10 protein-coding genes are annotated in these 15,929 nt (G+C 38.5%); all 10 read right to left on the minus strand.

Annotation, left to right across the window (positions count from 1 at the left end; genetic code table 11):
• Positions 1-21: 21 nt before the first annotated feature.
• Positions 22-1,653 (minus strand): acylphosphatase, encoded by a 1,632-nt coding sequence (locus tag ACM26V_RS15930; protein WP_416147715.1) that lies wholly within the window; start codon positions 1,651-1,653, stop codon positions 22-24.
• Complete coding sequence (locus ACM26V_RS15935; RefSeq protein WP_416147716.1) at positions 1,650-3,077, minus strand: ATP-grasp fold amidoligase family protein; 1,428 nt, start codon at positions 3,075-3,077, stop codon at positions 1,650-1,652. Before ACM26V_RS15935 ends, ACM26V_RS15930 begins: the two co-directional genes overlap by 4 nt.
• Complete coding sequence (locus ACM26V_RS15940; RefSeq protein WP_416147717.1) at positions 3,070-5,724, minus strand: glycosyltransferase; 2,655 nt, start codon at positions 5,722-5,724, stop codon at positions 3,070-3,072. The genes ACM26V_RS15935 and ACM26V_RS15940 overlap by 8 nt, the downstream gene beginning before the upstream one ends.
• Entirely contained in the window at positions 5,714-8,245 is a 2,532-nt protein-coding gene (locus ACM26V_RS15945) for a glycosyltransferase (protein ID WP_416147718.1), read from the minus strand. Before ACM26V_RS15945 ends, ACM26V_RS15940 begins: the two co-directional genes overlap by 11 nt.
• Positions 8,246-8,260: 15 nt before the next feature.
• A complete protein-coding gene (locus ACM26V_RS15950; RefSeq protein ID WP_416151896.1) occupies positions 8,261-9,769 on the minus strand; it encodes an ABC transporter ATP-binding protein in 1,509 nt (502 codons plus the stop codon).
• A gap of 14 nt (positions 9,770-9,783) precedes the next feature.
• Complete coding sequence (locus ACM26V_RS15955) at positions 9,784-10,569, minus strand: ABC transporter permease (RefSeq protein ID WP_416151897.1); 786 nt, start codon at positions 10,567-10,569, stop codon at positions 9,784-9,786.
• 41 nt (positions 10,570-10,610) lie between these two features.
• Positions 10,611-11,381 carry a glycosyltransferase family 2 protein gene (locus tag ACM26V_RS15960; protein WP_416147719.1) on the minus strand — a complete coding sequence of 257 codons (771 nt, stop codon included), beginning with the start codon at positions 11,379-11,381 and terminating at the stop codon, positions 10,611-10,613.
• A 23-nt stretch (positions 11,382-11,404) separates the two neighbouring features.
• Positions 11,405-12,529: a glycosyltransferase family protein gene (locus tag ACM26V_RS15965; protein WP_416147720.1), complete on the minus strand. Its 1,125-nt coding sequence runs from the start codon at positions 12,527-12,529 to the stop codon at positions 11,405-11,407.
• Between the two features lie 17 nt (positions 12,530-12,546).
• Entirely contained in the window at positions 12,547-13,662 is a 1,116-nt protein-coding gene (locus ACM26V_RS15970; protein ID WP_416147721.1) for a glycosyltransferase, read from the minus strand.
• A gap of 290 nt (positions 13,663-13,952) precedes the next feature.
• The gene (locus tag ACM26V_RS15975) at positions 13,953-15,587 is read right to left on the minus strand and encodes an acylphosphatase (protein ID WP_416147722.1); all 1,635 of its coding nucleotides are present in this window, start codon (positions 15,585-15,587) and stop codon (positions 13,953-13,955) included.
• Between the last annotated feature and the right edge of the window lie 342 nt (positions 15,588-15,929).

Raw genomic sequence — 15,929 nt, forward strand, 5'->3', positions numbered from 1 at the left:
TATACCTCCGATTAACATGCTTTACCTCTTCACTCTAAACAATTTAACTGTGTCCCCTACAACTCTTATCGGGGAAGAAATTTTCCAGGAAAGGCTGCTTCTTAATTGGTCATTTCTTTTCTTTAATTTTTTGTATTTTTTTTCAGTTTGTTCCACTTCATATTTTAAAAAATTTAATTCTTCTAACTGTGTTTTCAAATCTGCTTTAATTTCAAACCCTATCTTGACAGGGCCTGTATAGGCAGATGATTCAACACGTTCTACGACAGACCTTTCACGGTCTTGCCAGATTGCCTGCTCAAAGTTTTTCACACAATCAATATCTTTACCTGCGACAATAACTTCCATCGTTTCGTCACTATGGTTCATCACAAAGCCACTCAAGTCGCGTTCAAAAGCCTGCTTTCTAAGCCCTCTATGAAAATCAATCCCACCAACATCTCCAGTGACTGTATATTTCACCACGTGAATCTCACCTAAGAAAGCTGGTGTAACCTTCGTTACCACACTTGTTTTTGACTTTAATGGGAATAAAACGTCCGATAAATCAAAATATAGTTTTTCTTTTTCCACTTTAATGTTTTTCGTTTCTGGAAAATAATAATCAATAATAGCAGAAGGAATGTCAAACGATGGCCCTTCCATCGGAAATAGTAGCGATCCAATTTGCGCAGATGGATTGATTTCCAATACAGCTACGTCCCCACTCGTTTTATCCCAGATCACATCAACAGCTCCATGGGGCAAACCGTCTACCGCGGTTACTGCTTTGATTGCCTCATCACGAACTTTTCCAACAGAACCAATCTCGATACTAATTGGATCACCACCAATTGATATATTGCTTTTTTCTGTTAGTTTAATGAGTTCTTTATCAGGTATAACGGTGTCCAGCGTATAGTCATTCTCCTTGAGATAATTTATCATTTCCTCATTTATAACAATCGGACAGCTAGACAATCTTGGGTTCAGATCTCGTTCTTCGTTTTTAATTTCAATTAATTCTTTAATCGTTCGTTCTCCATCCCCTGTTACGTTGGCTGGAACTCTCTTGATCACTCCAACAACTTCTTCACCTACAACATAGACACGGTATTCATCACCCGGGATAAACCGTTCAACAATAAAATCTGGTCCGTTTACTGATTGAGATTGTTTTGCCAACACTTCGGTTAATTCCTCGGAGCTTTTAATATTTGAGTAAACGCCTCGGCCGAAACTACCATCAACTGGCTTTACAACGACAGGGAAACCAAGTTCATGCGCATACATTAACACGTCCTCTGTTTCTGTCACTGATTTAAACGTTTTTCCTCCAGGTACCGAAACAGAGTACTTTTGCAGGATTTCCTTCGTACGATGCTTGTCCATACATATCTCAACCGCATCGTTTGTCACCAAGTCGCCTCGGCTTCTAAAAAAACAATGAAAACCTTCATTGGAAGCGAGTGAAAATAATTTACCTGGTTTTTCTACGTTCCATACATTCATCCCATGGAACGTTTCGGCATTTTTTGCATACCACTTTAACGTCATTCCACGGCGCCAACCTTCTAATGCAATGGCGAAAGCATCTAACTCTGGCCCTTTTGCTTCTGTTACCATCTCTTCTGTTAAATGGGGCAAAAAGTTGCCATTAGACTCCTCTGTCATGATTCTTCCTCCTCATCGACCTTCCCAGCCTCTTCATGATCATTATATATATCTTTGAACTGGTAAAACGTTTTTCCATTCATTAAATCTTCGACAAGTCGATATTCAGCGTCTAAATAAAGCTGCCCTAACCAACGATCCGTTTCACTATTAAATTCATCGTAATTACCTGGTTTCGGAGTAAATTCTCCGAATACAAACTCATTTTCCGTCTTCAAAAAGTCAATTCTCATAAATGGAACAGGAATGTTGCGACTTATTTCTAACACTGTATCTCGTTCTGCTTCTGAGAAACCAATACCTTTGAAAGATTCATTTTCATATTTACCTGTTCGAATCATATTTCCTTTGTTATCCCACCAACAATATTGTAGATGAGGAGATCGAACAATCTCTAGTACCACGCCAATTTCCCCGTAAAAACAATAGAACTTCAAATCTCTTGCTGGCGTACCTTCTTGGGCTTCAATAATCAGTTCTTCAGAAAACCATTCATCTTTACTAACAAGACCTTTAGTAAGATCTTCGTTCATCTTATATTTTAATTCATCGTACCCTTGAAAAATAGTGGAATCTTTTACTCTTTGGATCTTTTTTTCCGTATAAATGATATACACGCCTCTTCCGCCCGCTGAATCTAGTGGTTTAACAACTGTTTTTTCGTTGAAAGTTATCTGATTCAATGAATATGTCGATTTGCTTGTTACAGGTCGACGGACATTAATCTTGTCTACTAAATCATAAGCGGAGGACTTTGTATCTAAAAGCTGATCATATGAATATGGATGGTATTTCCGCATCGTCGATCGAAATGCCAAATTTGTTTTGAAAGAAGCAATTAGTTGATCGCTTTCTAAGTCCGCATCTTCTTCCAAATGACGAATGATTTTTTCAGGAATTTCACTTAAGTCATATGCTTCCAATAATTTTGTGAACACGAGTTTCTTTTTATCGTCGCCTGTTAAATAATTAAATTGATTTACAATGGCGTCGAGGGTCTGTTGCTTTGATTTTCTCGTTTGTTTCAGATCATCGACAATAGCAAAAATCATCTCTAACGAATTAGGGTCTTTGCTTATTACACGAATCGTCTCTTTCGTCGATTTACTCGATTCGTTAGCGAGAATCTGTAATTGATCTCGTTGAATTTCTAGTTTCTCTGTTAAAGCTATTACTTGGCGATCTAAGTAATATTTTTGCTTTTCTAGCTCATCGATGTATTGTTTTTTTGTCGACGGTTTCTTTTTCAACAGTCGATTCATCATCCTAAAAGGCTTAAATATAACATTCCCGATTTTCCATGCCTTACTATTTTTAATGTGGGCGTTTCTTTTTTTCAACTGTCTATTATCTTCGTACAATTTCTTCGATTCGTTTTCCTTTTTCGTCCTATCGATTATTTGTTGTTGACGTTGATCATCCACGTACATCCCCCGCAATCCGTGCGATATGTTTGGAATAGCCAAAGTTCTTTTCGACATACGCTTGCGCTTTTGCTACTTGTTTTTGATACAAGGTCTCATCATTCATCAGTTTCTCGATCGTCCCTTTCACTTCGTCCTCTTTGGCATACATCGCCGCTTCTCCAAATAGTTTCTCATACTTTGGCTCAATAATCACGGGTACGCCCGCAGCCATCGCTTCAAACATGACGCGACCAAATGCTTCCACCCAATCGGAATGGGTATAATAGACAAACACATCAATATTTTTCAAGAAATGCTGCGGTGTTTCTTCTCCAAATTGTTTCACTATCCAATTCTCCGGAAGTTTGCCAATTATTTTCATTACACTTTTCGCTCCACCGAGAACATGAATTTGATAAGGAGATGTCGATGGATATACAGCCTCTATCTTCTCGCTGGTTTCTGGCCATTTTACATACTGATCTCTCGAGTGACGCCCAATCCGGATTACACCTTGTTTCGGTTCATATCGGTCCCGCTTCCATTCGTTAACGTCGATAATATTGACCCAGTCGGAGCTCGCTAAGTCGATCGTTGCTAACTCATCAGCATGATGCTCTTCTAGCACACGGCGTATTTCTGGCCCAATAGGAAACCATGATCCACGTTGACCAACGTACTTCTGCAAGTTGTTCAAGCAGTCCTCGATTCGATACAGTGTCTTGCCTGTTTCACTGTAGTCTCGTTTCGGCGGTTGATTGACAATCACATGAACCTTTTTAGCTTCAATTGTAGGAACGTACTTCTGCCAATCCTGTAAAGCAGGTGGATGTCTGACTATCAGAGCATCACAACTGACTTTTTCCCCATAAACAATCATTTGCACGAGATCTCCGTCAATCGTATCACGTACATTCGGATTGATTCGGTCGACTGAGTTCAAGTCGTACCTTGAGAATTGTATCAGCCCTGTTCGAAGTCCTTCGCGTTTCTGCGCTTTGATTTCTTCGATGTTGGACATGTTCGTCCCACCTAACAGACGAAATTCCGAAGCAATCAGCACATCAAAGTGGCGAATCGCTTCTTTCGTTTTCGGTCGGATTGGCTGCATTGGTTCTGGAATTGGAAATGGCCGTGTTTCCATTGGAAAAGGATACTTCAATTCCACTGCACTTTCGTGATACGTCAAATAGGCTTCACGATACTCTTTACGTGCGCCCATAAAAAATCCATGATAGCCAAATGTCGAACTTCCTGTAAGCGAACCGGTCGTTTGCCGTTGAAAAGAATACACGCCTTGATTTAAGTCTTGTACCGCTTCTTTTCCAAAAACGTGGATTAACCTTTTTTTAAATTCGGCATCTGCACCAAAGCGAACGCTGTCCCAATATCCAATTTTATTCTTGATAATCTCTCTTTTGAACATTAGCGACGACATATTTGCGAATGCATATACACCAGCTTTCCCTCGTCTAAAAAACGTCAAGTCTTCCGTTAGTCGCGCTTGTAAGGACGTATTTGCGACAACGTCTGGATGGGTGATTAAATGTTTCGCTTGGTAGGCGATTTTCTCTGGATGTGACCAATCATCGGCATCATTAATCGTAATAAAGTCACCAGTAGCCATATCCAACGCTCTGTTTCTACCTACATATGGACCAGAATTCTCCTCGTTCTGCAAGAAGCTAACTCTCTGGTCTTTCGCTGCATACGATTGAATGATTTCTAACGTGTTGTCTTTACTGCAATCATCGACGACAATGATTTCGACATTTGTCCACGTTTGCGTTAGCAAACTATCCATCGTCGTTGCAATATTTTCTTCCGCATTAAAAGATGGGACAATAATCGATACCTTTATATCCTCGATATTGCTTGTTTGGTTAGCTAGGGTTCTTGCTGTCGACTGCAATCGATCGTACGCCGTTTTATTATTGTTTTCATTTGGATGGAGATCTATTTCGATTTGTCCATTCATCGACAGCGCATCGTTAATACATGCGATTTTCTCAGAGAACTCTTCCTTTATATTAGCCATACCGAAAAACAAGTCGATGTGATTTTCATATTCCATCCGTTCAGCTAATGTATCCTCAGCTAACTCTTTCATCCCCAATTGAGTATAGATTTCTGCCTGCATTAACACTAATTTTCTTTTAGGGATGAGACCGGATCTTTTTTTGGCTACTTTGTGCATATAACTCGCTGCCTTTTGATAGTCGGGGAGCGTCGCTTTATTTGCATACCAACTAACAAGTTCCCACTCGGCAAGTTCAACAAGAAACTGGTTGTCTGAACGGGTAACTATTGATTCCAATTCCTTGAGCGCTTTTTCTGAAAAACCTAAATCATACAAGCGGTAGGTGACTTGCTTGATTCGTTTTTTCGCTTTTTTCTTTTTGTGCGGTTTGCTAAAAACATCTTTATAATCTCTTTTACCAGAAACAATTTTCATTAGTTGTCTTAGGTAATATTTTAGTCTGTTCACTTTTTGAATTGCTTTCATCCATAGACTATTTTGGTACGTCTCAAATTCTTTTTCCAACTGCCTGTTTTCTTCAAGCAGCCGGACTTGTTTTTCTTTTTCTTGATTTAATGTGCTGTCTATATCTTCCCTGATCTGATCATCGTCGGTTTTATTAGATTTCGAAGCTTCACTTTCCACTCATATCCCTCGCAATCCGCGCGATATGTTTGGAATAGCCAAAATTGTTTTCTACATAGGCTTGTGCCTTTTCAACCTGTTCTACGTATCGTTTCTCATCACCAATAAGAGCCTCAATTACCTGTTTCACTTCGTCCGCTTCGGCATACATTGCCGCCTCACCAAATAGTTGCTGATATTTGGGCTCGATAATCACAGGAACGCCCGCTGCCATTGCTTCAAACATCACACGTCCAAACGCTTCAACCCAATCAGAATGGGTGTAGTAAACAAACACATCAATATTTTTCAAAAAATCTTGTGGCGCTTCTTCGCCAAACTGCTTCACATGCCAGTTCTTCGGAAGGTCACCAAGAACGTCGGTAGCACTCTTCGCTCCTCCAAGAACGTGAATCTCATAGGGAGTTGTAGATGGATATACTTTCTCAATCTGTTCGCGTGTTTCCGGCCACTTCACATACTGATCCCTCGAATGACGACCAATTCTGATCGTACCTTGCTTCGGCACATATTGATCCCGTTTCCACTCACTGACGTTAATGATATTCACCCAATCCTCTTCCGCTAGTTCAATACCGGCTAACTCTTCTGAATGATGTTCTTCTAACGTCCGGCGTATTTCCGGACCAATCGGAGACCATATTCCACTAGCATCAAAATATGTTTTCAAGTTATTTAGACAGTCGTCGAATCGATATAGCGTTTCACCTGTTTCACTGTAATCACGTTTCGGCGGTTGGTTGACAATCACATGCACTTTCTTCGCTTCGACATCCGGCACATACTTTTGCCACTCCTGTAAAGCGGGTGGATGTCTCACAATCAAGACATCGCAACTTACTTTCTCGCCATAAACAATCATTTGCACGTGCTCTCCGTCGATGACATCACGCACGTGCGGGTTAACTTTTTCGACAGAGTTTAAATCATATCGAGATAACTGAATCAGACCTGTCTTGTACCCTGCTTGCTTTTGTGCTTTGATTTCTTCAATGTTAGACATGTTGTTTCCGCCTAACAATCGGAATTCGGAAGCAATCAGTACATCGTAATGCCGTCGCTCTTCTTTGTTCGTCGATCGATTTGGCTTCATTGGCTCTGGGATTGGGTAAGGTCTCGCCTCCATCGGGAACGGATACTTCAAGCTCTCTGAACTTTCGTGATAATGTTCATGGGACTCTGCATACTCCTTACGCGCACCCATGAAAAAGCCCGGAAAGCCAAAAGCAGAATTTCCTGTCAATGAATCATCAGTTTGTCTTTGAAAGGACATTGGCGCAGAATCAATTTCTTCTAAAGCTTTTTCACCGAAGATTTTCTTAATTCTTTTCACATACTCCGAATCTCCTGCAAATCGAACAGAATCCCAGTATCCAAGTTCATTCATTACTTCTTCTCGACGAAACATAAAGGATGAGAAGTTTGCAAATAGATACACGCCGAATTTTCCACGACGATAAAAGTCAAGATTATTCGATAATCGTGCTTGGTTACTGAAGTTTCCAATTAACTTGGCGTTCTTCTCTAAATGTTGCACTTGCAGCGCTATTTTTTCAGGGTGAGACCAGTCATCTGCGTCATTGATCGTGACATACTTCCCCGTCGCATCGGATAAAGCTACATTTCTTGCCACATACGCACCACTGTTAGTCGCTGTTTGATAAAATTTAATTCTCTCATCAAGCTCCATCATCTGTTTCACTACTGTCGCGGTTTCGTCGGTACTGCAGTCATCAACAACGAGGATCTCAATATTTTGCCACGTTTGCTTTAGTAAAGAGTTAAGCGCTGTATCAACGTTATCTGCGGCATTATAAACTGGTACAATGATCGATACTTTCGCTGACTGCTCTGAAGTTGCTATTCGTTTTGTTGTGTCTTCTGTCGTCAATAAATCATATTTATGCTCGGCGGACTTATTTTCGGCAAATTGGATCTCTGCTCTCCCTTCGTTTCGATAAAGGTGATTGATCCATGAGAGTTTCTTTTCGTCGCTTTCTTGCACATTTGCAAGCGCAAGAATCGCGTCGGGATGTTGATCGGTTTTGTGCAGACGTTCGATGATTTTCGTTGCTGCTTCGGTCTTACCTAATGTCTGATAGCTTTCTGCAAGCATAATGATCAATTTGCGGAGACGATCGCTGTCTTTTTCGACATTGAGCATTTCCGAGCCGATTTTGAGCGCGTTTTGCGCGCCGTCTTCACTATGTAAATTTGCATACCACACCAATAATTCGTATCCTGCCATTTTTTTGAGAAACATGTCTTCTTCTTGCGTATAGAGTTCCTTTAAATCTGTTAAAGCTTTCTCTTGAAAACCAAGGCTTGTAAGGCGATGTTTCAATCTGTCTACTTTCTTTAATTGCGCTCGTTTATCGCCAGGCTTTATGATCCTTTTTAATAAAGCTTTCTGATCATCGGTTAACATGTTAGAAAGTCTTTCTTTATAGCTCGACTTTAACTTCTTATATAAGAGCCATTCGACTGCATTTGTCACAGATTTCCGCCCACGTCTCAACATGATTTTTCACCACCGCTATTCTTTAGTCGCCCTTAACTCATCCACTCTGGCGCGATATTTTACAACTGCTTCTTCAGGGTCTCCATCATACATGATTTGTCCTTTTTCCATCCAAATCACGCGATTACACATCTTCGTTGCAACACTCATACTATGCGTCACGATCAGGACAGCTTTCGATTGCCCCATGATTTCCTGGATTTTTTCACTAGCCTTTTGCTTAAATGCCATATCACCAGTCGACAGTGCCTCATCAATGATGAAAATATCCGGTTTGAGCATCGCTGCAATACTAAATCCTAGCCGCGCTTTCATTCCACTGGAGTATTTTTTGACTGCCTTATCGATGTGTTGATTTAATTCGGAAAAATCAACAATCTCTTGATATTTTTCATCTATTTTTTGTTTCGGAATTCCTAGTAACATGCCATTTAGGTAAATGTTATCCATCCCTGACAATTGCTCGTTAAATCCTGCTCCATAACTTAGTAAAGACGTTGTCTCCCCATTCATCACAAGGGTACCTTCATCCGGACTTAGAATATTCGTCAACACTTTACAAAGCGTACTTTTCCCTGCACCGTTATGACCGATAATTCCGACGACTTGGCCTTCCTTAATATCGACAGTAATATTACGCAATGCCCAAAACTCTTCTTTATTAATTTTAAATGATATTCCCATATTTTCTGCTTTAATGACAGATTCGTTCCCTACTGTTGTCGTAATTTTCTCAAGTTCAACCTTTGCCGATTTTCTGTCTCTGCGGGGAACGGTCTTTTTATATTCCTTAATCACTTCCGCCGGTTTTCCTACCCCTTTTATTTCTCCCTTTTCAAGCCAGATTAACCGGTCACAGTTCCTCTTTGCATATCTTAAACTATGTGTCACGATAATGACCATTTTTGCTTTTTTAACTAGATCTTGCATTTTTTCAGCAGCTTTTTGTCCAAAGGCTCTATCACCAGTATTTAACGCTTCATCGAGGATGAGGATTTCTGGTTCTAAATGAGACGCAACACTGAAACCCAATCTTGCCTTCATCCCGCTGGAGTAATACTTCATCGGCCGCTCAAAAAACTCATTTAAGTCGGAAAACTCTTTAATCGTTTCAATATAGTCGTCAATTTTTCTACGGTGTTGACCTAGCATCATTCCGTTTAAATAAACATTCTCTCTCCCCGTCAATTCTTTCTTGAACCCCATACCGAGTGAGAATAAGGAAGAAACTTTCCCATCGACAGTAAGTTCACCTGAATCGGGTCGAAGTATCCCTGTTAGCATTTTGCAAAGCGTCGTTTTACCAGAACCATTCGATCCAATAATTCCAAGTATTTCTCCTTGGTATGCTTGAAAATTCAAGTCTCTAATTGGCCAAAAATCGGCATCTGCTTTTTCTTTCGTTTTCTTAGATAGCAGGTCCATCATTCTTGACTTGTAATCTTCTTGCTGCCCTGCTTTAAAGAAAACACCTAAATTTTTTGCCTCTATAACTACTTCTTGTTTTTCCATTTGATTTTCCATCATATAAACCCTCTTTATAATGCTTTTATGATTTTGTGTTCATTTTTGCTGTAATAATACAGTGTAAGAATAGATACTAGAAGGCTGACTACCCCGATAACCGCCAAACCACTCACATTCGGCGACGAGTTATACATCAATATATCCCGGTAGGACGTAATAATAATCGCAACTGGGTTAATATCGACCGCCCAACTATATTTATCTGGCAGTCTGCTACCATGCCAAATGATTGGTGAGGAGTAGAAAAATACTCTCGTTATATGAGATAATAAATGATCCATATCTCTGATAAACACTGTCACGTATGCAAGGATAAAACTAATTGCAATTAAAAAGATTAATTGTACGAGAATAATAAATGGCAAATAAATAATTTGCCAACCTGGGATCACGCCATTCACCACAAGAAATACTGCAATGACGACAAGCCCAAAAGCAAAGTTAAACATCTGTGTAAATGTGAACGATAAAGGAAAAATAGATTTCGGTAAATACACTTGATTGATAATCGACGAATATTTAAGAATAGATTTGGACGATGTATTGATTGTTGTACTAATCCATCTCCATGAAATCAAACCTATCACGAGAAATACTGCAAAACTTTCTCCCTCTGGTCCTCCTCGCCCCAAAACGACTGAAACGAGAAAATAATAGACAACGACATTTAATAAAGGATCTAGCAGCCACCAGAAGTAACCTAAATAACTATTTCTATGTTCTGCTTTTAAGCCAGATTTAACTAAATAAATTAATAAATCTTTTCTTTTTATCATTTCATCAATATACATTCTCATACTCTCTTTAGACACCGCCTATTCTCATTGAAACATACCTGTTATTTCATGTATTTTCTTGTTTTGTTTACCGCAAAGTGAGCAAAGTACCATAAACTTTTTGGCAAACTAAATTTCTCTATGTCACGATATACTTGCCAATTTAGCTTTGCCATGTTCCATTTATTACTTGATAACGAACTACTTATTTCTCTGTATTTTGCGAGACATTCGTTGATGCCATAAGCCAGATTACCATTTTTCGTAATTTCCAACCAGAGAACATAATCTTGCCTCGCTCGGATATCGACCATCTGGACTTGTCCAAGTTTTTCTTTATCTAACATCACCGTCAAACAACCGATCGTATTTTGCTTCAATAAATCCTTGTACGTTGTTGTTGAGGCTATTTTTTCACTTTGATTTAGGAACTGATTTGATTGATCAACGACCCAGTAAGTCGTGTGAGAAAAAGCAATGTCTTTCTCTAACATAAACTGTATTTGTTTCTGCAACTTTTCAGCCATCCATTCATCGTCACTATCTAAAAAGGCGATAAAACGTCCCTCACTCTGTTGGATTGCGACATTCCGTGCGTTTGCCGCTCCTTTGTTTTCTTCGAGTGCAATGACGTGAATACGACTGTCCTCTTTTTTGTATTGATTAATCAGTGGAACCGTTTCGTCAGACGAAGCGTCATCGACAATGATCATTTCCCAGTTTTGGTACGTCTGATTAATCACTGATTCAATTGTCTTCCCTATGTACCGTTCTGAATTGTAGGAAGGTGTGATCACGGACACTTTCGGTTGGATGTTGTTACGTGAATTCATAAAATTCTCTCCACTAGTATATATTATTTTTCTTCTTGTAAATAAACGTCTTTCAACTTGGTTGCTTCTGCTTCCCAATTAAGTTCTTTTAATACGGCTATTCTACCATTCTCACCCATTTTTTTCGCTTCTAACGGGTTTTCTTTTAAATATGTAATAGCTCGTTTCATTTCTTCCTTGTTATCAGGATCCACTGTAATGCCACATTGATATTTATCAATAAATTCTTTCCACATTGGAAAACCCGAACAAATTATTGGCAACCCAGCAAGCATATACTCGAAAAACTTCGTCAATTCTTTTCTTCGATAGTGGTCCGAATCAGGAAAAATTGCTACACCTGCAAGCCAACAATCTTGTTTATACGTGTTATCAATAATGTCCTTTGTAATAAACTGATCAATTCCCGTCACTGACAAACGGTCTGCATGCTCTCCAGCAATACTTTTCATCGCTCCATAAAGGTTGCTAGAACATTTTCCAATTAGATGGACTCGAATCGTCGGATCAAGTGCCGGTAGAATTGCATGCAATAAAGCGCCACGGTCTTCAGTCACGTTCCCAGTATATAACAGGTGATGTTTCCCCGAAAGGTTTCTGTCGACTTTTGCCAATTTCTGATCATCGACCTTTGGATAATTCAAGATACATGTTCCATTAGGGTATTTTTCTTGATAATATTTTTCCGCTAACACAACTTTCATTGGGTTAACTGTGACTCTTTCTATCATCTTATATATTTTACTTAATCCGAGTCTAATTGCTTTATTAAAGTAATCTCGTGTCACAATGCCACTCTCATAGTCTTCATGAACATCATAAACGACCGTGTTGTTTTTGGTTTTTAGCATCCGCCCGACTGGCAATAGCTCCGGGTCATGGAAATGATAATAGTCCGCTTCTAACTTCTTTGCCTTTCGATAAGCTTCGATAGGAGATAAGAACATGCTCAAGAATCTTCTATGATATTTTTTCAAAAAAATTAGTTTCACTCCGGATAATTCTGTCGGTACACCTTCTGTTTCTTTCACGACTAGTGTGACATCGAACCCCATCTTGGCAAGAGATTGGCATTCTTTCAACATGATCCGTGGGTCCATCGGGTGATGAACCGTTGATATATGTACGACTTTGCCTTTATCACTCATGTGGTCACCTTCCCCAACTACTTACTTAGTACATCAAGATATACTTTTTCATATTGCTTCACGATGATGGTCGCATCGAAATCTTTCGCTCTTTTTATACCATTTTCGATGGTCATCTGCTTTCGTTGTTCTGATAACGTCAATGCTTCGATCATTTGTTGACTCATCTCATCGGCGTTTCCTACTTCACATAAATAGCCATACTTCCCCTTGTCCAATACTTCCGAAGGTCCTGATTTACAATCTGTCGAGACTACCATCGTTCCAGTCGCCAGTGACTCTGCGATGACATGGCTGAATCCTTCGTGTTTTGAACTGAGCGCAAACAAGTCTGCTTGATGAATATACTTATACGGGTTTTGTTGAAAACCTATGAAATGGATCCGATCTGACATGCCATTTTCTTCAGCTAGTACTTTTAGTTCCGTTTCCAATGGACCTTCTCCTAAGATGACAAGTCGCGAGACAACCTTCGCTTGTACTTTCTTAAATGCTTCAAACAACGTACGCTGGTCTTTCTGTTTGACGAGACGTCCAGCGGTGACGATTATTTTTTCATCGGTCTGAAATATTTCATTGTGATTTGGTGGCATTGCTTCTATTAACTGCTGTTCGATTTTTTTTAAGTCAACGGGATTGTAAATAACCTTAATGTTATCAGGTTTTAGTTTGTATTTCTCGACCAAATTATTCTTTACACCTTCTGATAGTGATACCACTTGGTTCGAGAGACGGTAAATGAAGCCGAAAAAAAGTAGTTGGAGGTCTTCTTTTAATGTGCCTCCTAAGTTATCAGCTTCACGAACGACATTCCTGCTTTTCGTAAACGATAATTTATTGGCAATTGTTGCGATCGTATTCACTCTTGGAATCGTGCTGAAAACCAAGTCTATCTTTTCGTTTCTTATAATTGCTGCTAATTTGAAGATTGATCTACTTAACCTTTTCGTCGGCAGTTTAATGAAGCTAACATCGTCTTTGAGATCTTTCTCATATGATCCGTCAAAGTTTAATGTAACAAGTACCGGCTGAAACTTCTCGCGGTCTAAATTATTCATGATATTTAGAAGCGTACGAGCAGCACCACCTGCACCCATTTCATATATAAAAAATAGAATTTTCACTTTTGGCATGTTATGATGTCCTCTCCATATCATTCTGTTCATTTAGTAGGGATTCAATAGCCCATTATATCATGAAACATGTAAGTATAATATTTTGTTCCTGAATCGGTAACATAGTTTTCATATAAAATAGTAACTTTTAAAAGTGAAATTGGCGACTTTAGTAGGAAAAGCAAAAGCTGAAGCCCCACAGGGATGGTTTCCCCTAGGAGGCCTCAGCTTTTGCCTGCTGAAAAGCGAGCACATTTATCTACGACGAGTAATCAGAGCAGCATCCTGAAGCGAAATTATTAATACCATTAAAATTTCTTGACATAATCTAATACGTTTCTAAAAGGGGCTGACGCTTTCCAAAACCTACTATTCTTAAATTTAATATAATCCTCTTTAATTTTATCTCTTTCTTTTTTTATTTTTTTATAGTCAATTTTTAACTTGTTATTTTCTCTATGAATTTCGTTAAGTTCCAGGTTTTTCTCTTCATAATCAGTTCTTAACTTCATCATTAAAGTTGTAGAATTTTCTTTTATATCAAAGCCTACATTAACCGGTTTTGTCCATCCAATTGTTCTTACCTTTTCTACAATTGCCTTTTTAGGGCCTTCACTTAATTTACTTTCCAACTCAACAAGAACTTCTCTACTACTTGAAGCTGCGACAACGCTTACACTTCCATCACTTATATTTTTCACGTATCCATGAATCTTCAGTTTATCAGCCAAAGTTTTGACCCATTTTCTATACCCGACACCTTGTACATTACCATATACTTTAAATTTTTTAGAATAATCGACATTCTTTTCCGGCGGAAGAATAGTAAGACTTTTAACTCCCCCATCCCTAATTTGTGACAATACATTGTCAAAATCAACATATAAGTTAGATCTTGCAAATTCTTTCGTTTCTGGAAAACAATGATCTATCATCGCTTTTGGAATGTCTTCCGCTTCACCAACTACAGGGAAAAGGTGTCCACCTAGTCCTGGACTGGCATTTACTTCAATAACGACAGCTTCCATTCTATTAGTATCTACTATCATATCAACACCAGAGACATTTAAATTTGGAATAGCCTTAGTAGCATTTATCGCGATTTCTTTCAAGTTATCATTCAATTCAGATATTATTATTGAATCGCCACCTAATGTTAAATTGCTTGTCTTTTTCAAGTATACTTTTTGATTCTTTCTTGGAGTAGCACTTAATGAAAGGCCAATAGATTCAATATAATAAATTAATTCTTTATCAAGTTTAATTAAACGACTATTTAAATGAGGGTTTTTTTTCCTAATATTATTTTTTTGTATAATTAATTCTTCAAGGGTTGTCTTACCATCACCAATAACATTTGCTGGATCTCTATGCATAGCTCCTACAACTTCATTCTCAATAACAACTACCCTGTATTCTTCTCCTGAAATAAATTTTTCTATTAGGATTTCTTTAAACCCTAATTCATTTTCCAGGACCGATATTACCGTTTTTAAACGGTCTATCGTTTCTATATTAACGAAAACTCCTTGTCCCCCATTTTCATTTAGAGGCTTCAAAACTACCGGGAACCCGATCTCTTTTGCAGTTTTAATGATTTCATCGATAGAATAGCCTACAGAAAACTCCTTACCTTCTGGGGTCGGAATATTACTCTCTTTTAAATACTTTTTCGTTAAAGCCTTATCATCACATATTCGGTAAGCTTCATCTGAAACAACCTCTCCCTTAGAAGAAGCAAATGTATATTTTTTATCTCCTAATGAAAGTGAATAATAATAACGAGCTTTATAGATGTCGCTTTTGTGGTGTGCAATTTCTAATTCAAGCCCCCTCCTCCATCCTTCTAGTCCTATTGCAAACCCACTAAGCTTCTTGCTAAATCCTTTAGTTGGAATGGCATTTTCTAAATGAGGTAACCAGTTCTCACTATTTCCTTTCATATAAAACACTCCTCAATGCTTTTGTCTTAATGAAATTCTACTTAGCTATTGTCAAAACAGGTTTCACCTTCCATCATCTAGCTAATCCTTCTTAAAGTAATTTTTCCACTACTTTTAACGTGCCTCCTTAATTATCCGTAGCTTCTCGAACCCTGCTACTACTTTTTGAAAATCAAAATTTTCTGACAATTTTGAAAGTCGAATTTGCTCTTGGAACCTATCTTTTCATTTCTTTTCTTTGTTGCAAGTTTGATCAATTTTGGTAGTTTACGTGCATTTATTTAGTAAGCTTCAATAAACAATTATATCATATAATTTGTCATATTATGTTTCTATTTTCCT

It is taken from the genome of Salipaludibacillus sp. HK11, assembly GCF_047795645.1.
GTDB lineage: Bacteria > Bacillota > Bacilli > Bacillales > Salisediminibacteriaceae > Salipaludibacillus.

Bases quoted from the DNA above. Each gene is read 5' to 3' on its own strand.
- ACM26V_RS15930 (WP_416147715.1), bottom strand. From the start codon at position 1,653: ATGACAGAGGAGTCTAATGGCAACTTTTTGCCCCATTTAACAGAAGAG.
- ACM26V_RS15945 (WP_416147718.1), bottom strand. From the start codon at position 8,245: ATGTTGAGACGTGGGCGGAAATCTGTGACAAATGCAGTCGAATGGCTC.
- ACM26V_RS15950 (WP_416151896.1), bottom strand. From the start codon at position 9,769: ATGGAAAATCAAATGGAAAAACAAGAAGTAGTTATAGAGGCAAAAAAT.
- ACM26V_RS15955 (WP_416151897.1), bottom strand. From the start codon at position 10,569: ATGAGAATGTATATTGATGAAATGATAAAAAGAAAAGATTTATTAATT.
- ACM26V_RS15960 (WP_416147719.1), bottom strand. From the start codon at position 11,381: ATGAATTCACGTAACAACATCCAACCGAAAGTGTCCGTGATCACACCT.
- ACM26V_RS15965 (WP_416147720.1), bottom strand. From the start codon at position 12,529: ATGAGTGATAAAGGCAAAGTCGTACATATATCAACGGTTCATCACCCG.
- ACM26V_RS15970 (WP_416147721.1), bottom strand. From the start codon at position 13,662: ATGCCAAAAGTGAAAATTCTATTTTTTATATATGAAATGGGTGCAGGT.
- ACM26V_RS15975 (WP_416147722.1), bottom strand. From the start codon at position 15,587: ATGAAAGGAAATAGTGAGAACTGGTTACCTCATTTAGAAAATGCCATT.